16 protein-coding genes are annotated in these 24470 nt (G+C 53.0%); 10 read left to right on the forward strand and 6 right to left on the reverse strand.

What is annotated here, in order from left to right; translation table 11 throughout:
- Positions 1 to 7 precede the first annotated feature (7 nt).
- The 4 genes from MK110_04385 (at position 8) to MK110_04400 (ending at position 7118) form a co-directional block, all read left to right on the forward strand.
- Positions 8 to 1942 (forward strand): hypothetical protein, encoded by a 1935-nt coding sequence (locus tag MK110_04385; GenBank protein MCH2210515.1) that lies wholly within the window; start codon positions 8 to 10, stop codon positions 1940 to 1942.
- Between the two features lie 395 nt (positions 1943 to 2337).
- Entirely contained in the window at positions 2338 to 4545 is a 2208-nt protein-coding gene (locus tag MK110_04390; protein ID MCH2210516.1) for a PQQ-binding-like beta-propeller repeat protein, read from the forward strand.
- Between the two features lie 91 nt (positions 4546 to 4636).
- Positions 4637 to 6478 carry a PQQ-binding-like beta-propeller repeat protein gene (locus tag MK110_04395; protein MCH2210517.1) on the forward strand — a complete coding sequence of 614 codons (1842 nt, stop codon included), beginning with the start codon at positions 4637 to 4639 and terminating at the stop codon, positions 6476 to 6478.
- A 325-nt stretch (positions 6479 to 6803) separates the two neighbouring features.
- Positions 6804 to 7118, forward strand: coding sequence for a hypothetical protein (locus tag MK110_04400; protein MCH2210518.1), 315 nt, complete (start codon positions 6804 to 6806; stop codon positions 7116 to 7118).
- A 257-nt stretch (positions 7119 to 7375) separates the two neighbouring features.
- Here MK110_04400 and MK110_04405 read toward each other — a convergent pair whose 3' ends face one another.
- Positions 7376 to 7519, reverse strand: a complete 144-nt coding sequence (locus MK110_04405; GenBank protein MCH2210519.1) for a hypothetical protein — start codon at positions 7517 to 7519, stop codon at positions 7376 to 7378.
- Positions 7520 to 7819, reverse strand: a complete 300-nt coding sequence (locus MK110_04410; protein ID MCH2210520.1) for a hypothetical protein — start codon at positions 7817 to 7819, stop codon at positions 7520 to 7522.
- A 123-nt stretch (positions 7820 to 7942) separates the two neighbouring features.
- Between MK110_04410 and bshB1 the strand changes: the two genes are divergently transcribed.
- On the forward strand, positions 7943 to 8641 hold the full coding sequence (gene bshB1, locus MK110_04415) for a bacillithiol biosynthesis deacetylase BshB1 (protein ID MCH2210521.1): 699 nt from the start codon (positions 7943 to 7945) through the stop codon (positions 8639 to 8641).
- A gap of 107 nt (positions 8642 to 8748) precedes the next feature.
- Here the strand turns inward: bshB1 and MK110_04420 are convergent, their stop codons facing one another.
- Positions 8749 to 9423, reverse strand: coding sequence for an FHA domain-containing protein (locus MK110_04420; GenBank protein MCH2210522.1), 675 nt, complete (start codon positions 9421 to 9423; stop codon positions 8749 to 8751).
- 218 nt (positions 9424 to 9641) lie between these two features.
- On the opposite strand from MK110_04420, the gene MK110_04425 reads away from it, so the two are divergent.
- From MK110_04425 to MK110_04435, 3 genes are all read left to right on the forward strand, one after another.
- Positions 9642 to 10988 carry a replication-associated recombination protein A gene (locus tag MK110_04425; protein MCH2210523.1) on the forward strand — a complete coding sequence of 449 codons (1347 nt, stop codon included), beginning with the start codon at positions 9642 to 9644 and terminating at the stop codon, positions 10986 to 10988.
- Entirely contained in the window at positions 10981 to 11676 is a 696-nt protein-coding gene (locus MK110_04430) for a phosphatase PAP2 family protein (GenBank protein MCH2210524.1), read from the forward strand. The genes MK110_04425 and MK110_04430 overlap by 8 nt, the downstream gene beginning before the upstream one ends.
- A 228-nt stretch (positions 11677 to 11904) precedes the next feature.
- Positions 11905 to 12135, forward strand: coding sequence for a hypothetical protein (locus tag MK110_04435; GenBank protein MCH2210525.1), 231 nt, complete (start codon positions 11905 to 11907; stop codon positions 12133 to 12135).
- Between the two features lie 723 nt (positions 12136 to 12858).
- On the opposite strand, the gene mfd is transcribed toward MK110_04435, so the two are convergent.
- The 3 genes from mfd to MK110_04450 form a co-directional block, all read right to left on the reverse strand.
- A complete protein-coding gene (gene mfd, locus MK110_04440) occupies positions 12859 to 16176 on the reverse strand; it encodes a transcription-repair coupling factor (GenBank protein ID MCH2210526.1) in 3318 nt (1105 codons plus the stop codon).
- Between the two features lie 184 nt (positions 16177 to 16360).
- A complete protein-coding gene (locus MK110_04445; GenBank protein MCH2210527.1) occupies positions 16361 to 20206 on the reverse strand; it encodes an inverse autotransporter beta domain-containing protein in 3846 nt (1281 codons plus the stop codon).
- 553 nt (positions 20207 to 20759) lie between these two features.
- Positions 20760 to 21686, reverse strand: a complete 927-nt coding sequence (locus tag MK110_04450) for a hypothetical protein (protein MCH2210528.1) — start codon at positions 21684 to 21686, stop codon at positions 20760 to 20762.
- 571 nt (positions 21687 to 22257) lie between these two features.
- Here MK110_04450 and ispG point away from each other — a divergent pair.
- Together ispG and MK110_04460 are read left to right on the forward strand one after the other, a co-directional pair.
- Positions 22258 to 23403: a (E)-4-hydroxy-3-methylbut-2-enyl-diphosphate synthase gene (gene ispG / locus MK110_04455; protein MCH2210529.1), complete on the forward strand. Its 1146-nt coding sequence runs from the start codon at positions 22258 to 22260 to the stop codon at positions 23401 to 23403.
- 344 nt (positions 23404 to 23747) lie between these two features.
- Positions 23748 to 24146: a GlsB/YeaQ/YmgE family stress response membrane protein gene (locus MK110_04460; GenBank protein ID MCH2210530.1), complete on the forward strand. Its 399-nt coding sequence runs from the start codon at positions 23748 to 23750 to the stop codon at positions 24144 to 24146.
- Positions 24147 to 24470: the final 324 nt, after the last annotated feature.

A 24470-nucleotide genomic window follows, 5' to 3' on the forward strand; every position in this document is an offset into this window, starting at 1 on the left:
AGCATTCATGCGGGTCATCTGTAGCCTCGTCGTACTCATCAGGCCGGTCATTCGTTCCGTCCCGACCGGGTCACGTACAAACCACATTGCGGAGAATGCGGCCATGGCAACAGGCGGCACGCATTTAAGACTCCACCGGATTCTGAATCGGGCCCTGTGGTTCAGCGTGATGATCATCATCAACAACACATGCGGGGCACATCCAGGTTCACACGTGGACGTATGGGTACAAATCGATAAACATCTCGAAATTCGGGTGAATCTGTTTCTGGATGACGTACTTGCATCGCAGTCCAAGAACACACCGGTCAGCAACACACATTTAACAGCAGAACGTGTCCGTAAGTCGTTAACACAATTTGACGAAACCCTTAAGACACTGCTGATAATCTATGATGCCGACGGTCGACGACTACTTGCCGATGTCATTGGTCGTCCGGCGTGGTCACCGGCTGACACCGACGTCAACCAGGAAATGGATACTCGAGTACGCCTTACGTGGAAGTTGCGTTTTCCCTGGAATCAGACACATAAGTCATTTTCGGTGCAGCACTACCTGGTGGCACACGATTCAGCGACTGGTTCGGACCTGACCAATCCGGCAGTCGATTCCCAATGTCCTGCGGAATTGCGACTACGAGTTCGCAGCGGGCTGTCGGCCCGCCGAATCGAAACCGTAATTGCTTCTCATCAGCCACGTACAATCGTTCTCCCTTCAGTTTCGACAGGCGTCTCTCTCCCGCAAAACCAATCACCTGCTGTTGCGGAACTTTCATTACTCCCGGGCCGGCTGATACATGAATTCACAATACCGCTGGCCCTCTCGACAGATTGTATTGGTCTGAGACGCAACAATCGTGATCATGAAAATCATGGTTTTGACACAGATTCCGATACGGTACGTCAACTGGCCGTGGAGTGGGTTCGAAATCACTTTGAGATCTCTGTCGACGGGCGGGCCGCGCCGGCTGAGTCATTATTTGTCGGCCTGCTAACCGCCGAACATGAATCGATCAATGAAGCGGATACGGTCCCACTGATTGGAACTCGCCTGGGTATCCGTACGACGCATCGAACGGCACGTGAACCTAAACAGCTCACCGTCTCGTGGACCGCTGTCCCTGAAGGTGTCAACCAGATTCAGCTGCACACAGTCAGCGGAGTGCAAGATGCTTCAAGACTCATCGATCGCAGCCAGGAAAGTCTCCAACTCGGCAGCTTCCAGTACACGTGGGTTATGGAGAGTAAGAACGACTTGGTTGTCAAAAAAACCGGACAAAACTTCGCCAGTGAAAAGAAACTAAACGGATCACATCCTGCTGTGGTCGAAGACCTGACTGATCGACTGTGGCAACATCACACTGATTCCCGGATCGAACAGGGGGCTTTATGGATGGTGCTGGCCGTCGCCATCACAGGAACCATCGCCGGTATCTGCCGAAAATGGAGATTATGGGTCACAGCCTCAATGATCAGTTTCACGTTGGGTACAGCCCTTGTCCTTTCCGGCGTACAGCGGATCGCTGCACCGGATTCTGAAACCGCAGCCGCCCTGATTCAGCACTCACTGCAGAAAGCATATCACTCCGTACTGGTCTCAGGCGACCGACTGGCTGTGGAACAGCTCAGTGAAGTGTTCACCGATGACATGGTCGAATCCGTGTTTCAGCGAATGGCAGAAAACGCCGAACAGGGTCCTTTTGTACGTATCGGTGACGTTCAGGTCATTCATTGTTTGACCGAAAATTTCATCCCGTATGACTCTGCCCGATTCCGCTGTATTTGGCAGGTTGACGGGGAGATCCTGCACTGGGGACATCGTCATCAGCGAAATATGCGGCTGACCGGGGTGATCCGTTTGGAAACGAAAAACGGCCATTGTCGAATCGGCGACCTGACCCTGCAGCATGCCGAATATAAATCGGACTCCCGTAAATCGTGACACAGGGTTCGTACCCGATCACCCCCGTGGAAGTGTGATGACCTGTCGGTCATCCCAGGTTGGTTCTTACCCAGGTGTCTCCGGTCTGATTTGGAAACACCCCGTCAACCGGGAGCACACACATTGACAGCATGAACAGAGGGTCGGCATTCTGTCCAGGCGGTGCAAAACTTGCATTCAACAGACGGACAACTAGACTCTACTCTGACGCGTCGCAACAGAGATCGATTGTGCCTGAATGCGTATCTGAAAATTCGGGTCACTGGCGGCCCGGCTGACTCTCCCCAACTCGTGACGGTTCCTCTTTAGCATCCTGGGTCTGACAGTAAAAGAACGGCCACTACGGGTCGATTCACTGTGCCCGGCGGCAGCGGATCCTCCAGGAAATCATTTTCATGTTCACAATCAGAACCCTGTGGGTGTGCGTTTTTCTCAGCATTTCCGTGAATGCAGCGGACTGGCCCGCATGGCGAGGTCCGGAACACAACGGCATCAGTCGCGAAGTCGGTCTGGTTGAAAACTGGGATGTGGACAAAGGAACCAACGTCCTCTGGGATTCCCCTGTCGGTGGTCGGGCGGCTCCCATCGTCATCAACGATCGTATTTACCTGCAGTGCCGCACGAATCATGACGTCAGTACGGGAAGCGAAGAGCTGATTCATGCGCAGGAGCAGGTGGTTTGTCGTGATGTCGCGACCGGTGACATTATCTGGAAGGATCACTTCAACGTATTTCAGACAGACATCCCCGCACCACGAGTCGGCTGGGCCCCGATGGCAGGTGATCCGGAGACCGGCAACGTTTATATGCATTCAGTCAGTGGATTGTTCCGCTGCTACGACAAAGACGGCAACGTTCAGTGGGAAAAATCGCTGTTTGAGGAATACGGAAAAATCAGTGGTTACGGCGGTAGAACTCAGTCACCGGTTGTAGATGAAGATCGTGTCATCGTGGGCTTCTTTGGACTCAACTGGGGAGATACCGCCAAACCACCCCCGAAGATGACCTACTACGCCTTTAACAAACTCACCGGAGAACTGCAGTGGGTCTCACCAGTCGGCGGTCGACCGAAAGATACGAATTACTCACACCCGGTGATTGCGGTCATTAACGGACAGCGTTTGCTGATTGGCGGCGGAGCCGACGGAGGAATTCACGCAATTAATGCCCGGACGGGCAAAGCCATCTGGTCATTTGACATGTCACGACGAGGCCTGAACGCCGCACCGGCCGTTGTGGGTCATCGCGTGTATATCTCCCATGGTGAAGACAATATCGACAACACCAATTTTGGACGAATTGAGTGTATCGACGGGCGCGGCACCGGAAACATTACAAAGACACACAGTCTGTGGCGGTTGGACGGCATCAAAGCCGGTTACACAGGACTGTTGGTACAGGATGGAATTCTCTACGTGGTGGCAGACACCGGTCGTCTGTATGCATACGACAGTGAATCAGGCGATGCGCTCTGGAATTACTCTCTGGGTACTGTTGGAAAAGGATCGCCGATCTGGGCCGATGGCAAGCTGTACGTGATGGAAGTGAATGGCAATATCCATATCCTGAAAACATCGCGTGAGAGTTGCCAGTCACTTTCCCGCGTCACACTGAAAGCAACCGATGGTAACGGACTGGACGAAATCTATGCGACGCCGGCAATCTCCGACGGTCGGGTTTTCTTTGTGACACGTGATCGTACTCTTTGCGTGGGCAATGAGAATGCAGGAAAGAGTCAGCCAGTCGATTTGCCGCCGCTGGAAGAAGCTAAAGGGTCGTCAAAGGTCGCTTCAATTCGTGTGGTTCCTTATGAGACTCGAGTGTTCGGCGGAGGAAAGGTTGAATACACGGTCTACGGTTACAATGAACTGGGCCAGTCGCTGGGTGAAGTCAATGCCGAACTTTCCCTCGGTGACGGCTGGTCAGACACAATGGTCGACGGCAACACCGTGAGTGTTGCGCAAAGTGCGGCGGAACAGGCCGGAATCATCAGAGCCCAACTGGACGATGTCACGAGCAAAGCTCGGCTCCGCGTATTTCCCCAATTACCGTGGAAATGGGATTTTGAGGACTATGCCGGCAAACGGGTTCCTCCAACCTGGATCAATTCGTTCATAAAACTGCAGCCAGCGGACGTTGATGGCTCTGTTGCACTCAAACGAACACCCGGCCGCGGAAGGCCCAGCACTTATTTCTGGCTGGGTATGCCTGAAATGAAAGAATACACTATTCAGGCTGACGTACTGATGAAGGAGCAAAAACGAAAACTGGCCAACATTGGAGTCACTGCTCACCGTTACAACTTCATTCTCAAAGGTAATACCGGACGCCTCGCCATACAAAGCTGGGCACCGCATTTGAGAATGGCAAAAGAGATTCGCTACCGTTCAAAGCCCGACGTGTGGTACACAATTAAAATGACCGTTCGCGTAAAAGATGACGGAGCTCATGTCATGGGTAAAGTCTGGAAACGAGACGAAACCGAACCCACGGAATGGACGCTGGAAACTGTGGATCCTCATCCGAATCTTGAAGGCAGCCCGGGCCTGTATGTCTACAACCTGGCAGATAGTTACTACGATAATGTTCAGGTCTCTGAGTAATCCTGCCGTGATCGCTGCACACAACGTTGAGACCGTTTTCCAATCAACTCACCACAGTCCGTCCTATCTGCTTACATTCAGGAATTCCCCAATGACACATCGACTGTCCTCTCTGATGGTCCTTCTGCTCTCCTCTGTGTTGCTCGCAGGCTGCTCTGGTCCTGCTGAAAGCGGTTCCGGTACCGGCCCGACCGCGTCAGGAATCTCGCTCGATACGAAAACATCTTCTCCCGAAGATTCAGCGAAAGCACCCGCTGTTTCGACCGAACAGGAATCAGCAGCAGTCGCGGCACACGCACCAGCAAAGGATGGGGAAACACAACCCCTGGCATCCGGCGAACAAACAGCAGAAGAACCCGCTGCAGAAGATACGGTCATCACAGAATCAACTACCGCCCAAGTTACTTTAGCAGAATCTGTCAACACGGGTGAGGAGACATCTGTCACTGCAGGTGACTGGCCGCAATGGGGGTTAAACAATTCTCGAAACATGGTGAACGCCACCACGGGCACCAACCTTGAAATCGAACCTCCCTCATCCGACAAAGGTGGCCAAGGCGTCATTTGGACGTTTCGCCTGGGGTCTCAGACTTACGGTAATCCAGTCGTGGCAGATGGCCGGGTGTTCGTGGGAACAAACAACGGAGCAGAATATCGCGAGCAGCATAAGGGTGACCGCGGTGTGGTGCTGTGCGTGAGTGAAGATGAAGGACAACTGTTGTGGCAGCTGACACGGGAAAAACTGCCGGCAGGTCGGGTGAATGACTGGCCTGAACAGGGGATCTGTTCCACTCCCTGTATCGAAAACGGTCGCATGTACGTGGTTACCAATCGGTGTGAGCTGATGTGCATCGACGTCGAAGGTTTCCACGATGGTGAAAACGATGGTCCGTATCAGGACGAAGTGGACAGTGAAGACCTTGATGCAGATATTATCTGGATCTACGACATGATCGAAGAACTCGGAGTGTTTCCACACAATCTTGCAACCTCGTCCCCTCTGACCCACAAAGACCTGGTGCTGCTGACAACATCCAATGGAGTTGACGAAGCTCACCTTGAAGTCCCCTCCCCGCGAGCACCAAGCTTCATCGCCGTAAACAAGAACACGGGAGAACTGGTCTGGGAAGCCGACTTTCCGTCCATGGATTCGAAAGCTCCTGAACGATTTGCCAATATCCTGCACGGACAGTGGGGTTCACCTGCACTGGCAATTATCGATGGCACGGCGCAGGCCTTTATGCCGGGTGGTGACGGCGTTTTGTACTCACTGGATGCAGAGACAGGAGATCTACTCTGGTGGTTTGACCTCAACCCCAAAGATACCGTATGGGAACTTGGCGGTCGCGGAACTCGGAATGCCATCATTTCCACTCCGGTTGCTATTGGTAACGACGTCGTACTGGCAGTCGGACAGGATCCGGAACATGGCGAAGGAGTCGGACACCTTTACCGTATCGATACAACGAAGCGTGGTGACATCAGCCCTCAAATCGCCGACGGCAATAACTGGGTGAACAACCCGGAAAGCGGTCAAATCTGGCATTACGGAGGGATTGACAGCGACGGAAGCGTCACAGGCGAAGAAGAAGGACTGATCTTCCGCCGCACAATGTCGACTGTTGCAGTGACCGATGGACGGCTTTATGCCGCTGACCTGAGTGGATTTCTGCACTGTCTGGACTATGAAACAGGTCAACGCAAATGGATCCATGATACATTCGCTGCTGTCTGGGGATCACCAATGGTCGTTGACGGACACGTGCTGCTGGGAGATGAAGACGGCGAACTCGTTATCCTGAAAGCCGGCGACACAGAGCAGGAGCTGTCGACGCTGCAGTTTGACAGTGCCATCTACAGTACACCGACGATTGCTAACGGAACACTGTTTGTCTCCGACCGTTCTCAGCTGTACGCTTTCAGAATACAGTAACGTTCAGCGACCAGCGACAACCGAATGCTTGACGCGGGGTTACAGCGAACATCATTTGTGTGTTCCTGCGCCCCAAAAACAAGCCGGAGGAGTACAGTTCCGGCTTGAGGACTGTAGTTATCTGCCCGCTTTAAATGTTCCGTGATGTTCACAGCACCACACGAAAAACTGGTCTGGACACAATGCACGGATTCACATTACTCTCGCGCAGATATCGCCGATGCGTATGTAAAATAGTGGATTAATGCAGACATTTCACGGCGGCGGAGCCACTGAGGCATGGTCGCCGGCTGTTTAATGTCGGCATTCCGAAGGACCGGATACCATGAATTCAACACATCAATACTGTACTGTGCTGGCAACTGTCCTGTTAATCTGCGGCTGCTATCATCCGTATCCTAATCAGGGCTGGCAAACATATCCGGGCTATTACCCGGCCCAGCCGGGTCAAATGCAATCACCAAGTCATCTCACACTGCCACCATCGAATGCGCCACTAACCGCTCCGGGCACAGAGGTCCCGGCCTCTCCTTATGATGACGATTTCGATAAGGACAATTCAGGATACTACAGATCGAACGATGACCTCGTTCCGGATCCAAGAGGCAGTGGCCTTGACAGTGACTTCAACAGACCTTGACGGTCAATAGAGTGGAACCGGTTTTCTGTTGACTTCCATTACCGGCAGATGCTGGCACGTTGGTAACTGTGCGATTCCAAAGCCGGAAGAATCGTTGATCCGTCTGCTGTTCCTGCTTTCTGCTGAAATCAGTGTATCAGTCCAACACGAACCTGGTTCAACAGGCGAACGGGACTCGACATCACTGATTGAAGGCCTCCCCCCAACAGCTCTGACCTCACAGAGCAGACGACGAATCGAGAGTATTTGGCCCGGTATCAGATTTGATAGTCGGGCCAGTTGTCCGTAGACCGACTGCCCGAATCCTGACGACGTCGAAACTGTTGAAAGGCCCAGTGAACCAGTGTTCCCCAAAGGACGGGTAACGCCACACAGGCAGCTACATACAATACTGTCCGCATTTACGGACCGACTCCAAGGCTACGTTCGATACTGCGAGATTGTGGTGACATTGCGTACTTGCGCCACAGGGAATCTGTTTCGGAAGCTTCCCGATCCCTTGGGCGGGCATCACCCATCATTTTACTCCAGGGATCTTCGGCTGACTCAGTATATTGCGGATCTTCAGAATCGTCGAATGGCCGAGGTCTAAACATTCGCATAGTACGAGCCATATTGCCTCCGACGTCGGACATGGACGTACACCCGGTTGACGTATTTAGTGAAATCGCAAGGATGGCCAGGGCCAGAATGTGTTTCATGTCGTCTCTCCACAATACTGCGAGCCAAACATCCCGCTATCGTTCGGGCAAAGTCTGAATTTTGATTTCTGTCAGGCAGTTTAGGTTTCGCTCAATCCGCGCCCAGAGGAGTCTGCTGTAACAATGGATCCACTTGATGTACTGGTGGTGGCCCCTCATCCGGATGACGCGGAAATCAGCGTAGGCGGCCTCATCGTCGTCTCCCGACGGCAAAATCTGCGGGTCGGCGTCGTAGACCTGACCAGTGGTGAGCCGACACCACAGGGAACAGACGAACTGCGTCGTGCCGAAACAGAACAGGCCACACAAATTCTGGATCTGTCCTGGCGCACAAACCTGGGACTGCCCAACCGCAGTCTGCAACCTACTCTGGACACCCGTCGCCGACTTGCAGAAGTCTTTCGCCGGACCAGACCTCAGATCGTGCTATCGCCATACTGGCTGGACGCACACCCCGACCACGTCGCAGCCAGTACTCTTGTGGATGATGCTCGATTTTGGGCCAAACTCAGTCGTTCAGATCTCGAAGGAGACCCTTTCTGGCCGCCTTTGCTGCTGCACTATTTCAGCATCCATCTGCGAATTCATCCCAGCGCATCGTTCGTGATTGATATCAGTAGTTCAATCAATGAAAAAATGTCGAGCGTGGAGGCGTACCGCAGTCAGTTGATCGAAGGACGCAGTGATCTGTTCCCCACCGTGCTGGATGATATTCGGGACCGGGCCCGCTACTGGGGATGGACCATCGGACGTGCATTCGGTGAGCCGCTGATAAATCGCGAGCAAATCGGTCTGACGTCACTTCAACACATAGTCCGGTAGAGCAATTGCGTTGTCGCAGTCCTGTCGCTGACACACTCCACCCGTGGAACCCCTCACGGCAGGTTCGTGTGTGCACACAGACCTGGCTGTGCCCGACCCGCTGTCATTCACTCATCATCAAATATGACAATATCTTCATCTTCGATTTCCTCATCCGAAAAACTGTCATCCAGATTGATGACAGGATCCGACTCTTCCTCACCGGGCGACGACCGTCCTTCCGGCTTGGCATGACCGGTATCCTGACCGGCAGTATTCAGGAAAATCTGCGAGTCGTCCGCCGAATCATCATCTGTGTGAGATTCTATTCTGTGATCCGGCATAACATCATCCACCAGATCGTCGTCCGTCAACTCGATGATCTCGTCGCCCTCGTCAGTGACCTTGGGTTCAACAGGATTCAGGATGACGATGTCGTCCCCCGGTTGCTCTGAACCGTCGGACGCAGATGACCGTTGCTCCTGCGTTGCCACACGAGTGTCACACTGTTTTGGACCTTTCGGATAAAATCGGAACTGAACGTCGCCGATGGCAACGCGATCTCCGTCAACCATTTCCGACTCCCGATCGACACGTTTTCCATTGACCCACACTCCGTTCGTGCTGTCCAGATCACGAATCAGAAAACTGTCATCGAACTGCACCAGACAACAGTGCTTGCGGGAAATTTTTCTGCTGCCGTTGATCACCACATCGCAATCCTCGCTGCGTCCCACCAGAATCACGGCACGGTCGATTGGAATCGGCTTGTTGTTTTTGAGCGGTTGCAGGACAGCGACCACGATAAAACTCCGAACTAAGCGAATACCCCTGAATGGAAGTCCTTTGGATTCTGCAGTTTAACAGCCGGAAGTGCCACAAAAATGCCAAACCGACGGATAGAATCGACAGAAACTGATCCGGTCATATCGTGTGGACCACCGGAGTACACGAGTAGCAGTGATTTCCCGAGGTTCCCTGCTGAGTGCCCTCTATTTCTGACAGTCAGGCATCAACTGCGATGAATCTGTTTGCCGCCCAGGAACATGCAAACCGTGAACAGGTCCAGCCGCTGGCAGCACGGATGAGACCGGCAAGTCTGGACGAATTGATCGGGCAGTCTCATCTGCTGGGTGAAGGACAGTTGCTTCGTCGGATGCTCGACGCCGACCGAAAACATGGTCGTGTTTGTCAGATCGGTTCGATGATCTTCTGTGGCCCCCCTGGTACAGGAAAGACATCGCTGGCAGAACTAATCGCTGACAACACGAATCGTCACTTCTGTCGACTGAATGCAACCATGGCTGGCGTCAAGGACGTCCGGAAAGTCCTGGAGAAAGCTCGCGAAGATCTAGCGGCAGAAGGTCGACAGACTATCTGTTTCATTGATGAAATCCACCGTTTCAGTCGCAGCCAGCAGGACATTTTACTGCCGGATGTTGAAGACGGCAGTATCTGTTTAATTGGAGCCACCACCACGAATCCGGTCATTTCGCTGGTTGCCCCGCTCATCAGCCGCAGCCGGGTCTTTGAGTTTCAGGAACTGACACGTACCGAAATTCACCGGGTACTCAACCGCGCCCTCAGTGATGCGGATCGTGGACTGGCGAAACACAACACCGATGTTGACGAAGACGCGTTAAACCTGCTCGTGGAACTGTCGGATGGAGACGCCCGCCGAGCACTATCGGCATTAGAGATCGCAGTTCTGTCCGTATCGGCAACCACTCGGAAAGTAAATCTGCAGGTGGCAAAGGATTCCGTTCAGCACCGAATTCTGCGGTTTGATCCGACGGGTGACGATCACTATGACGTAGCCAGTGCTTACATCAAAAGTATCCGCGGCAGTGACCCCGACGCGTCTCTGTACTGGCTTGCAAGAATGCTGGAATCCGGCGAGGACCCGCGTTTTATTGCACGTCGTCTGGTGATCGCAGCATCTGAAGACATCGGCAATACGGATCCTCAGGCATTGCTCATCGCCTGTGCCGCGTTTCAGGCCACCGAAAACATCGGCATGCCGGAGTGTCGCATTAATCTGGCTCAGGCAACGACCTATCTGGCCTGCTGTCCGAAGTCCAACGCATCCTGCACAGCGATTGACGCAGCATTACAGGACGTACGCAGTAGAAGAATCCTCCCGGTACCGACTCATCTGCGGGATCGGCACTACCAAGGAGCACAGCAGTCGGCAGGCAGCGATGACTATCAATCTCCTCACTCATATGGAGACGGCTGGTGCAACCAGGACTATCTGGGCGTCGCCAGGACATACTATGAACCCACAGATCGAGGTCATGAGGCAATATTTCGTGACCGTCTGCAGAATCTTCGCCAACGTCGGGAGCAGTCAGGGCAAAATGAATGAAAAGTTACTGGAAAATTCGCGACCGGTCAGTCTGCGTCCGGTTGCAATCGCCCTGTGTCTCACCTGCATCGCATGGCTGACATTTGAAGGAATGGCCTCACTGCTCACCGAGAACCGCATTGATTTTGAGCAGGCCTGGATCGAGTTTCTGCGGGATCCCCAGGACCCTGGAAAGATTGTCGGCCCCGAGTTATTTGAGGAGGCCATACGCGATTTGTCAGCTCTCGGCGGCTATGTGGTTGTCGGCACCGTTATCATCTGCTTTGCGACATTTGGGTGGCTGTCATACGGTCGGCCGTTTGTTCGATTATTTCTGATCTCTGTACTGGGAGGTTACGGTTGCAGCATGCTCCTCAAACTTGCATTCAATCGGGATCGCCCTTCTGTGGTCCCTCATCTGTCACACGTAGCCACCAAAAGCTTTCCAAGCAGTCATGCGATGGTGTCATCGATTGTTTATCTGTCCATCGGACTGTTGCTGGCAAAGCAAACCCGTGATGCACGGGTCCGGACCCTGCTGATCCTGATCCCTCTGTGCCTCACGGGACTGGTTGGATTCAGCCGTGTTGCGATGGGTGTCCATTATCCCACGGACGTTCTGGCTGGATGGACAGCGGGGCTCCTCTGGATCCTTATCGTATTCAGTCTGCAGTCAGTTATCCTGCAGAATCATCAGGAAGGACAATAGTAGTTCCAGTGACGCCATACCCAAAACCCATCCTTCACAATCTTCCTATTCCTCCGCTCGCCAACCTCAGAATGACGATTCAACAAACCTGGCCTGAAATTTCGACTGCACAATCTGTCGAGGAATGTATAACCTTTGGACTGCCGTTCGGGTGATCTCTCACAACTGAAGTTCCGCGCTTCAGGGGGAGGAGGCACTCTTATTTCCACGGTATCATGGAGGAGTTCTATGCAGGGTGTTGTTCCGTGTAACAATGTCAGCAGCCGCTGTGTTCAGTTGATTCGTGAGCGGTGTGGTGTTGTGATTAACGAACTACAGGTAGTACTCAGGGAAAGTGATTTACAAATTACAGGGATGATTGGGTCCTGGCACGGAAAACAACTCGCCAGTGAAGCGGCACGTAGTTTGTTTCCTGACCGGCAGATCTGTAATCAGCTGGAAGTTGTCAGACAACGTTAACAATCGGTCTTCGCCAGAACATTCAACAGCAGTGAAATTGACACTGTGTAAAGTGAAAGTCACACGGTGTAACAGGAACGGTTAAGGCGTCTGCCCTGTGTGCCGACTGAACGTTTTATGACAAAACGTTTTGCATCAGAGAAAACAGACTGAACGTCAGTTAGACTCAGTCCAGGACGCCGCAGGTCACATGTCAGAGTTGTTGGAATTCGTTTCCGTACTGTGCTGACTCGTCATCGAGTGCAAGCTGCATGATCTGTGCATGATGCTCGAAACCACAGGCGGTATGAGCAAATTTCAATCGACAGCCGGGACGGTAATATGGGTGTAGCAGCCACAGACTTTGCCCGTCGTTGAAGCCAGGATGAGTCCTGTTTTCTGCGTTTAACCAGATATGCAACAGGCAAAAAAACAAACGACAGTGCAGCACCGGAAACTCTGCCACACAGTCAATGTGGTGTTTTAAACGAAGCAGATTTCCGTCGAAGACCTGCTGGTAACAAACCCTGTTATCACCGTATTTTCAAACACCTCAATGCCGAATCCCCGGAAAGCACCCGTCTGAAAAATTCCTGCAGAAGTCACTGGTCCAAAACTTCTCAGATTTTCCCGTAATTGACTGAGCTGGCCAGCCAGCTGCTTCGCCAAGCAGCCGTTCTTTCGACAGCGACAAGACAGCAAAAAACAGCTGATCATGCAGGCGACCACTAACGGTGATTTGGATCACTCCGTCTGTTCAATGGGTGGTTCTGCTTCGGAAAGTGCAGCGCGCAACTCGTCCACAACCGCGCTGCCGTCCTCCTCACCGGCCTGCAGCGGCCAGTAGGCATCATGATGATCGACAATTCGTAAGTGCCCCTGATGAAAAAATGACAACATTTTGATGAGCTTTGCATCACGATAACGCAGGACTGCGTACCCGTCTTCCAGATGAATACTCTCAATCTTCCAGCTCAACGCCCGCAAATTCAGTTCGCGTAACCGCAGCATTCGCCGGGCAGGAGCAGGTATTGGACCGAAGCGGTCTCGCAGTTCCTCTTCCAGATCCTTCAGTCCCTGCAGTGAATTCGTCTGCGACAGCCGCCGATAAATCTCAATTTTAAGCTTCTGTTCAGCGATATAACGATCCGGAATAAAGGATGAGACAGGCAGCTCGACCTTCACGTGAGTCTGATATCTCAGCGGCTGTTTTTTCTGAGCACGAACCGAATTTTCCAGCAGCTGACAGTAGAGTTCATATCCGACTGCTGCGATGTTGCCGCTTTGTTCCGTCCCCAGGATGTTTCCTGCGCCCCGGATCTCCAGATCACGCATGGCAATGCGAAACCCAGCACCCAGCTCACTGTATTCCTCAATCGCCTTGAGTCGTCGAGCCGCCTTTTCCGTGACCACCCTGCCCGCTTCCAGCATCAGATAACAGTACGCCCGACGGCGATCCCGACCGACTCGACCTCTCAGCTGATGCAAGTCCGCAAGCCCGTAAATGTCGGCCTGATGAATCACCATAGTATTGGCATTGGGTATGTCCAGACCGCTTTCGATGATGGTTGTGGCCAGCAGTATATCGGCCCTCCCTCGAACAAAATCGACCATTGCCTTTTCCAGATCGTGTTCATTCATCTGTCCATGTGCGATAACGAGACTCGCCTCCGGTACGATCGCGCGGATTCGACTCGCAATCACCTCGATGTCGTGGACACGGTTGTGAACGAAATAGATCTGGCCACCGCGGTTGAGCTCTCGCATGATCGAACTGCGAATCAAAGCTTCATCAAACCGTCCGACCCGTGTTTCAATGGGCATCCGATCACGGGGAGGTGTGGTCAGGCTGCTGATATCACGAATCCCCAGCAGGGACATGTGCAGTGTGCGCGGAATTGGTGTTGCTGTCAGAGTCAGAACGTCCACTTCCAGCCGCAGATGTTTCAATCGGTCCTTAACCTTGACCCCGAACTTCTGCTCTTCATCGATAACCAGCAAACCCAGTTCACGAAAGCGAACATCACTGGACACCAATCGATGGGTCCCGATGACGATATCGATCTCACCTCGCCCCAGGCGCTGAATAATCTCTCTCTGTTCCGCTGAAGTCCGAAATCTCGAGAGCATCTCAACCGTGACCGGAAATTCTGCCGTGCGCTCTGAAAACGAGCGAAAATGCTGTTCGGCCAGCACTGTGGTCGGCACCAAAACTGCAACCTGCCGTCCGTTGTCCACAGCTTTAAAAGCAGCTCGCATCGCCACCTCCGTTTTTCCAAATCCCACATCACCACAAATCAACCGATCCATAGGACGTGACTGTTCCATATCCGTGCGAAGGTCACTAATGGCAGTCAACTGATCCGGAGTCTCCGTGAATGGAAACGCCTGTTCAAATTCCTGCTGCATGTGAGTGTCCGGGCGGCACTGCAGTCCTGGTTTTGAACTGCGTTCCGCCTGCAGCTTCAGCATGTCCGATGCCATGTCAGACACCGCGTCTGCAACCCTGTCTTTCTTCTTTTCCCAGGCGGTTCCTCCGAATTTCGACAGCTGAGGCGTGGTCTTCGCCGGGCCAATGTACTTTTGGACCAGATGAATCAACGAAGCAGGAACATACACGATCACATTGTCTCGAAATTCCAGCAACAAGTGCTCTTCCTGCTCACCTTCGTTGTCCATCAAAGACATACCCCGGTAGCGTGCGATTCCCTGGGTGAGGTGCACCACCAGGTCTCCGTCACGTAAATCCAGAAAGCTGTCGATCGCGCGTGAATCAGCAGATCGGCGTCGGACGCGGACTCGCCGAGACTGAGTACGGGAAAATAATTCATTGTCACTGACGACAACGAGATTGTGATCCAGCAGCCGAAATCCGTGCCTCACCTGGCCGACACAAAGGGTAACACGACCTCCCAGCTGCAGTTCCGCTTCTTTCTCCAGCAGCAATTCTCGCAGCCGTTCCTGTTCGCCCTCGTTGTGGCAGCACAGCATAACACGCTCGGCTGATCCCAAAGATGACGCCAGTTCCTCCAGGGCATCCTGCCCGGCGTCGGAGAAACGATCGAGCGATTCGACATGCAGATGGCAGTGAGTTTCGTAACTGTCGGCTGCCAGGGCATCAATGGTAACCGACGGAAAACCGGTGAGTCGCGCCATCGAAGCGTCAACGCCAAACATGCCAACCGGACTGGCCAGTCGTTGCAGATAAAGCCGACCTTCGCTGATCGCCTGAGCCAGGTCCTGAAAGACGACAATCGTCCGGGCTGGCAGCGAATCCAGCAGTGACTCTGTTGAGCTGACAGCTGACCCGGTCGCTGTTTCCGGCCGCGCTGGTCGAGTCGCAGTGACTGAGATCGACTCAATTTCGTCAATTCGACGCTGAGTTTCCACGTCAAAGCTACGGATCGATTCAACTTCGTCGCCAAACAGTTCAATTCGAATCGGATCGGATTCTGTTGGAGGATAAATGTCCAGAATACCGCCATGCAGGCTGAACTCACCTGGCAGCTCCACCGCTGTGACCCGTTCAAAGCTCCGGTCAATCATCCAGGTCATAAACGCTTCGGGATTCAGTTCATCTCCGGTCGAAATTTGACGGGTCGCTTCCTGAATCGCAGCTCGTGAAGGAACCGCCTGCAAAAGCGCCGGAATGCAGGTCACGATCGCCGTATTTTCCGACGTGGAATTATCCACGGACCCCGATGACAGACGTCGCAGAACACTCAGTCGCGACGCAAAAACCCGGTCACTGATATCATGTTCTTCAGGCAGGGATTCCCACGCAGCGAACGTCTGAACCCGACCAGCCCTCAGTTCTGCCAACTCATCCGCAAAATCTTCTACATCGCGAATACCGGGAACGACAACGAGAAACGTGTATTGAGGACAGCTCTGCTGCAAAGCTGCCACAGTCAGCACACAGGAGGAGCCCCATGCTCCGTCAATCGCAGCACTCTGACCGGAGCGTAAGGCACTGACCACACCGGAAAATTCATCGCCGGATGCAATCAGCGGAGTAAGTTCCGCCAGACCGGCAGGCGTCAGGGGTGACACACTTGTCATGACGCCGCGAATTCTAGAGCCGAAGCTGCAGATCGCCAACCGGATTGCAGTTGGGAACTGAGATTTATTTGACAGCACCGAAAGATCGAAGGTCGCCCCGCAACGGTCGCCATGCAATCAAAGAATGAAGCCTGTTGTGGAAAGACCCAAAACTCCACTTTCTCCCATCGTACTCGGTGCACTGTTAAGGCAAAAGTGCACCGTTAACAATGATCTGACCATTCGCCGCGCCACCAAACTGGAACAGGCGTTCGATGAATGCATTGGGATCGGCTGGGTTCGTGAGGAAGATCAGATTGTCTTGGTTCCCGATCAGATTTGGCACTCCAATGACTGCCTGGAAGTCCATCCCGGTTTCCAGCAGCGCTCCGTCATCAAACAGTCCAATCCGGTTGTTGTTAATCGTGAACGTTGACGGCTGATTGACAAGAGTAAACTGTATTCCGGTCCCTCCGTCGGCATCGAATCGCAACTCGTTATTCGTCAGGAAAAGCTCCGTATCCGGCGCCAGATTGAACAGCATTCCGGTCGCACCCGATCCGCCGAATGTAAAGGCATTGGAGTCCACCAGAATATCGGACTGACCGAATGTCTGGACCGTGAGTCCGACACTGCCGTCATCCGTCGCCGTGAACAGATTGTTGATTACCGACAACAGCATTTCGTCGGTCGTAGACCGATGGGTCACATTGTAGGCTGCCTTGTTGCCGGCTGCGTCGTCACCATTGAGAGTATTGTCATTCGAAGCAAGGACGATGCGGGACGGACCGGTCCAGTCGACGGTGACCGCAGTTTCATCCTGTCCGCCAAGGCCAAGATCCAAGGTGTTGATATTGTTAGAGACATTGACATCGAGGTGAGCGTCCGCGGCACCGGGAAAACTCTGAATAACAATGGTATTGTCGAACGTGTCATTGATAACATTTCGTAAGATCTCGACTGTGTACGGATTATCAAACTGATCGAACCTCGTGGTGGCTGCATCATTTGTTCTCTCTGTATAGTTCAACTGTATGCTGTCGGGACCGATTCCCGACCCACCGTCATCGATAAGCGAATCCGTCAGACGTAACAGCGTCAGATTTTCGGTTTCAATTATCCGCCCTGCTGTATCTGTGAAGGATGAAGACACCACCTGGAGACTCTGGTCGTCGTCGATTGCCAGGCCACTGTTCTCCACAAGGATGTCCGTCGCATTACCCTGAAACTGGATGCCCCGCAAACTGACCTGCCCCGCATTTTGAAGCTGCACGGCGGTACCTGCGGTACCCTGAATCGTGCCGCCGCTACCGGGTGCGGCCACTGCCAGGTCCGGGTTGACCACAAATGTGTTGTCCGCCGGAGGCACTAAGTTAACCAGGCGAATCGCATTGTCCGCTGAACCATCACTCGACACCGTGTCCAGTTCTACGGACCATCCGGATTCCTCAAGATCAATCGCGGCACCCCCCGTAGTGTCAATGCTGCCGTCGAGAATTCGGACACTTGTGTTATTGATGGCTTGGAATCCGGTACCGGATACATTGATATTCAGATCTTCGTATGTATGTCGTGCTGTGTTAACCCCACCGGCAATATTGTTCTCGAGGTTGACACCGATTCCACCACTCGGCGCATTATCCGTAATATTCAGACGACCAAACAACACATTGGCCTCTGAGTTCTGGATGTCGACAGCCGGCGAAATGTTGCCGGCAAGAAGGTTGGTCACCGATGCTCCACCGGAAAAGGCCAGTGTGCCGTTCGAATTCCCGATTGATATCCCGATATCGTTTCGTGAGGGAATGGTGATCCCGCCTTCAAATGTAACAAGTCCCGATTCGTTACTGATGAATACTGATTCAAGAGTCGCGTCCGCTGCTGAAGCCTGACCGATGACAGTAAAATTGCTTCCTGACTGGTTGTTGATAAGCTCGATACCGCGGCCACCACTTCCCGTCATTGTCAGAGCATTTTCAAATCGGATCTGAGATCCCGCCTGTGAATTATCAACTGACAGACCGGCGGCAACACCGCCACCTGGTGTCCCCAGCACAACAGATTCAAGAAACTCAATCTGCCCGCTGTTATTGTTGATGTCGATTCCTTCGGCATTGCGACCGTCAATCTGCAGTGCCGTAAAACTCACTCGACCTGTTGCTGCCAGGTTTTCGATAAGCACAGACTGCTGCAAGGCGCCACTCACCAATGTATTGGCGTTCAGAGAATTCCGAAAACTGTAGGTACCGGATGAATCCAGAATCCGGATGCCGGTTACTGAACTGCCGCTGATTTCCGCGTTGTCAATCGTAGCACTGCCGGCACTGTTAAGGATATCAATCCCCGTACCCGCATCGCTGATCGTAATACCGGACAGGTTCACAATTCCGCCGGCAGTGGTATTCTCGATAAGCACCGCCTGCTGCGACGCATTGTCGATATTCGAGAACGGTGGAAGAATACCAACACTTGTCGTCCGGTATCCGATGGAACCGTCCCCGCCGTTCACATGAAACGCCGGTCCGATTGTTCCGGAAATAATCGTATCAATGATCGTTGTCGTCCCCGTCGTGTTCGTCAACAGGATGCCTGCTCCGGCAGAATCACTGACCAGTACGTCCCTGATTACCGTCCCACCAACATCATCCGTTGTGACCCCGACACCTCCCGCGTTATCTACGATCAATCCGCCCAGGCGACTGCCTTCACTCAGTGTCACCGAGTTGCCAAGCGCCCCCTGAAGTGTTGATCGCGGCAGCGTTGTGTTAGCAAGAAATGTCGGAGAACCCGGTAAAATAAGCTCATCGGTAATTCCCAGAACAGGAGTAGTGTTGACTGCAATCCGATTACCATTCGGAGCCGAGATCAGTCCTTCACCGAACAAACTGACTCCCGGACCGACCACGACAGAATTGTCAGGCGCAGAACTGTAAAGTCCTCCCGCGTGTGCGAGAACTATATCTGTATCGGGCAACCCCAGGGCGGCTGAAATTGACTGCATTGGATCATCAACAGTGCCAAGAAACGGCCCAAGCAAATCGTTCTCATCAACATGTCGCACAATGATGGGAAGACCATCCACCGGATTAATCGCCATCACACCGGGAATCAAAACATCCGTACGGATTGACGGCACGGTCAGCGGACGGCGAACAGGATCAGCCAGATGATGAATGGCACTGTTGGACGTATAGTCCTGTGCCTTAAAGCCACCAAAGTGCAGTGTGGCATTGAATGCCACAGTGGTATCCGTAAAGGTATCCTGATTGAGTCCGACACCAATTTCCAGGTTACTTCCAACATCAGCCTGTAAACGAGTCTTCCATCCCGTTGCTTTGGGAATTGTCAGTCCGCTGAATCGATAGGCTCCAAAGAAAGCACGAAGTTCAACATTGTCAACGGGACCGGTCGGCAGTTTTCGGCCGACTTCTGTGTCAACCACTTCCAGTGACTCTGCAACCGTATCAATCTGATTGAATACAATATTATTCCCGGCAAATGATGCTGACGTCTGATCGATTGTTCGGTTAACAAGCTGTGAAGTATTACCCGTCGGCTGCAGATAGTTTGCTCTGAATTCCCAGCTCTCGGTCAGCACATCCGCACCAATCCCCCAGTTCCGCAGTACGGTTCCAGTAATGTTATCACTGGCGTGGTAAGCGTTAATCCCGGTGACGATGTCCCATTCTTCGATAAACGTTCTGGCTCCGCCGCCAAACGCCCATGAAAGTCCGCCGACATTGGCACGGGCCAGCCGCACATCTCCAAACGCAAGCAATGAACCAACGTTGAAATACGGCGAAAGACTGACGTGTGTTACTGAGTCCTGACGACCGAACGTATCACCTGCATCGTGTCCAATACGAACATTCGTACCAAACGACCGTCGGTTCACATTAATGACCTCACTGGCACCACCCGAAACCTGTGTGCCCGAAAACAGACCCTGCGCCTGCGCAGCAGGGATAACCGAATTCAAAGCAGCAATCAGGCCAAGAGCCGTCACCAGACGCGAACACGATTGTTGACAGGTTTTGTGAACGTTCGTCATGACGTCCTCGAATCGATAAATATGACAGGTCAACTGTCTGTATTGACCTGCGGATCAACCACTGCGATGTGCAGTTGCGTTTCCTGGTTCTCTGGAGGCCGAAACCTCATCTCCCTCATGCTGGTTCAGTCTCCGGGTAGGAATGCCGGATACGTCACAACCGAAGGAGACCATGCGCATTGGCACAGCTTCCCCATAACAGAGACTCCGCGTTTGTAACTCTGGCCCCAAGGCGCAACAACAGGGCTTCCGGCTGCCGGACCAGCTTTTTCCCTGAGTTTCACACGTACCACATACGCATCAGCGAAATTTCGTACTCGTCCCTGACTGGCGGCAGAAATGGCCAGTTTCAGCCTTCATCTGGTCCGGCGGGAAATTGCAAATCCTGCCGCAGGTGACTGATCAGAGTCGTGACCCTGATTTTCGTCCGTTCAGTCACCTGCAGAACACAGGCTTTCCGGAGCGGACAATTGGGACATCTGATCAGTCAACACATATGATCCGTACGACACGGAGTCCGAACTGGTGACAGACGAAGGAACCAGCAGTGAAACTAAGACTTTCGCCGCACAGATTTATCGATATTTGTGCCACCGAGAGCTTCGCGCATCCTCGCACGACGAGCCCGGATTTTTTTACTGATCACAGCAAGCACACGGTGTGCCCGCTGACTTCCGTTTTGACCGGAAGTCTGCAGCGTCGACTGCATGGTTTTCTGCAGATTCGTCATATCCTTGCGATAGGCTTCAAACTCACGACGCATGTCGGGCAGTTCGCTGCAGGCAGCACGTGGTTCAATAATCTGCTGATACAACTGTTCGATCACATTCCGTTTTCCGGCCGCACTTGTCATTCCTATATCAAAACTCTTGATCTCTCGGTGACATTTGGCCATCAGATCACGCATCCATCGTCGAGCCTCCTGCCAGGCGTCACGGTCTTCCCGATCCGCCGCCAGACGTTCATCAGGAGCCAGATCACGATCAAGCTTCCCCAGCGCGGCCATCATCGACGCCAACTTCTGACGAAGCGCTGTACACTGCCGCTCCATTTGAATGCTGCTTCGCCAAGACTGTTCAATCCGTTCGTACATCATTTTTTTGGATTCAGCATCGACTTCGGCCAAAGCTGATTGTTCCAAGACCTCTATACCCGCCTGGAGTTCGACAGCCGGCATGGATACTCCAAAACCGCCAGGCAAACCAGACTGCTGTGTGGCCTGAATCGCGATCTCAGGTTTTGCACCGACACCCGCGGGAGGCAACCCGTGATGCAGCAGTGGCCCAAATGTGGCAGACGTCTGCCAGGCACTGCCATGTATCGACACAGAATGGACTAGAGCAGTCTCGATCCCGGCCGCCAGGAGAATATCGGCCAGAGTGAATGGAAATCCGGTAGAATACGCCGCCTCCACTTCCGCCGGCACACTGATAATCAGTCCCAGTGGAAGGGACTGTGGCCGATACCAGACCCATAACATCAAACCAGGCAGCCGTAAAATCGGTAACGGTTCCCACTGAACGGAGGGTTGACGTTGTAAGAACGGTAACTGCAATTCAAAATCCCAAAACAGAATCAACCGAATCGGAAATGAAATGATGGGAGAAAGATATTTTAAACGAAGACACGACCTGGCGTCGTATTTGTCTGCTGAAAACGACAAATCCCCATCTGAACCGAATTAACATGGTGATCGCAGCAGACTCCACAGATGATATCGTTTTCCATGTTTTTTGCTGACAATCGGGTACTCTCGGCATAAAAACGCAGCGGTGCTTCACTCGTCTGCTGTTAAACAGCCGTAAATTATTTACTCACCATGATTCAATGTGATCATCACGATTTTCAGAGGTATCCTGGCTGTTTCGATTCGCAACAGCCGGATATTGTGCGTAGTCAGGTCCGCTACACCTTTTGTTTCGCTGGCCGGCGTTCTGAACTCGTTCCAACAGTATTTCGTGAGCCACATACCTCAACAGACATACCTCAACAGACATACATCTGCAGATCAATCCCGCAACAACTGCTCCCTGCAACTGACTAATCATTCCGTGAATATTGAACGCAATTCAACTCGATCCGTTCGTATCGGCAACGTGCAGATCGGTGCCGGTGCTCCGATTGCTGTGCAGAGCATGACGGCCACACGAACACAGGACATCGCTGCAACAGCCGCTCAAATCCGCAGTCTGGTTGCTGCCGGAGCTGACATCGTACGAATCGCCATCGACAGTCAGCGTGATGCGGAAGCTTTGATCGATGTTACCAAAGAAGTCACCGGCAATCTGTCGGTTGACCTTCAGGAAAATTATCGACTTGCAGAAACCATTGCGCCACATGTTGCGAAGCTGCGATATAACCCTGGGCATTTGTATCACCATGAACGCGAAAAACCATGGCAGGACAAAGTGCGCTACCTCGCGGACATCGCGTCCGACAATAACTGCGCTATCCGAATCGGTGTGAACTGTGGTTCTGTAGACCCGGACAAAAAAGCAAAATACGAGGCGAACGACAGCCTGTCTCCCATGCTGGAAAGCGCTCTGGACCACTGCCGGCTGCTGGATCATATTGGCTTCACGCGTTACTGCGTGTCACTCAAAGACTCAGACCCGCAAAACGTCATTGAAGTCAATCGCCGCTTTGCAGAGGCGCGTCCGGATGTACCGCTGCACCTCGGCGTCACCGAAGCCGGTATGCCGCCGGACGGCGTCATCAAAACACGCATTGCCTTTGAACAGCTGATCAGTCGGGGCATTGGCGACACCATTCGCGTTTCACTGACCGTACCGAATGATCGTAAACCTGAAGAAATCGCTGCCGGTCGTCAAATCCTTTCAGATATCGCTGCGGGCCGAGTCCGCTCTGTCGTCGACTATGGTCTAAACACCCTGAACATTATCAGCTGCCCCAGTTGCTCCCGGGTGGAAAACGAAGCGTTCATTGACCTGGCGGAACAGGTCCGTGACATGACAGAATACGCACAGAATTATGACATCACGATCGCAGTGATGGGTTGTCGAGTCAACGGTCCAGGTGAAACCGACGACGCCGACCTCGGTCTGTGGTGCGGCCCCAGCCATGTTAATCTCAAACGAGGTCCCCTGTCGGTCGGTACATTCTCGTACGACGAAATCCTGGCCCGTCTTCAGGAGGAATTAAACCGACTCATCGCGACCCGTATGCCGGCAGGATGAGTCTTTCTTTCGTGAATAGTGCACCTGGTACCCTGCTGCTGCCGTTTTCAGATGCATTCACCATAACGAACAGTCGGCCTGTGGCCTTCCGTCACAGCCCGCAACCCAATCCGAGGTCAGAAACCCGCCGACTCAGCGACGGACAGGAACTGTCTCCGAAGTCCAAACCGGCCAACTCTGCCGGTCACCTCTGATCCTGTACATGATTTGAGCCGCAAGACGTCCATATCCTGACACTCGTCTGCCACGGTACACGATTCAATCTTGGGCTGAACTCAGAGGTCGAGTAGCCTTCAGGTCCATCCTGTGTACAGCACAGTCAAGACATGGACCGGAGGTCTGTCGTGTCAGAAACCGAAATCATCGAAATTGTCAAAACCAGCCTGAACGAACTGTTGCGCTGGGTTGGATTCGGCACGCTGGCCGGCCTCGCAGCCAAAGCCATCATGCCCGGTCGGGACCCCGGTGGGGCAGTAGCCACAATGCTGATGGGCATTGGAGGCAGTGTGGTTGGCTGCGGCACGGTCCTGTTCTTCTGGCGAGACACGTCGATTGATCCAATCAGCGGAAAAGGATTCATCGCCGCAACACTGGGAGCGTTCACGTTGCTGTTCTTTTACCGAATGCTTTCCGGATCGTTCTTTAGCGAAAGCAACGTTCACGAGGACAAGATGATGCATAAAGCGCGTCGTCGTCGTCGTCGTCGTCGAATGGTCGATGATATGATGCGTGACGCAGCTTAGCACCAGTTCATTACAATATGTGTCTGACCACAGGACACACACAGCCTGTCACAGCTGAAATCGTAGACACCCGTTATTCAGTACATCTGATTTCCTGACCGGTTCGCTAACCACAGTGAAGTACTCCCAGGCCTGTCGAGACAGTTGACGTGCAGTCAGCGATTGAACTCCTGTCCGACAAATCACACCGATGATCGAGATGGATACAGCTGTAGCGGCAGGCCAAATCGGGCGAGCGCAGGATCACCCGTCGGCAGGTTGGCAGATGACATAACAGGTAACAGTCGGGTCGCTTGTCGATCCGGCAAAAGACCACTGCGTCGT

It is taken from the genome of Fuerstiella sp. (genome assembly GCA_022447225.1).
Taxonomy (GTDB): domain Bacteria; phylum Planctomycetota; class Planctomycetia; order Planctomycetales; family Planctomycetaceae; genus S139-18.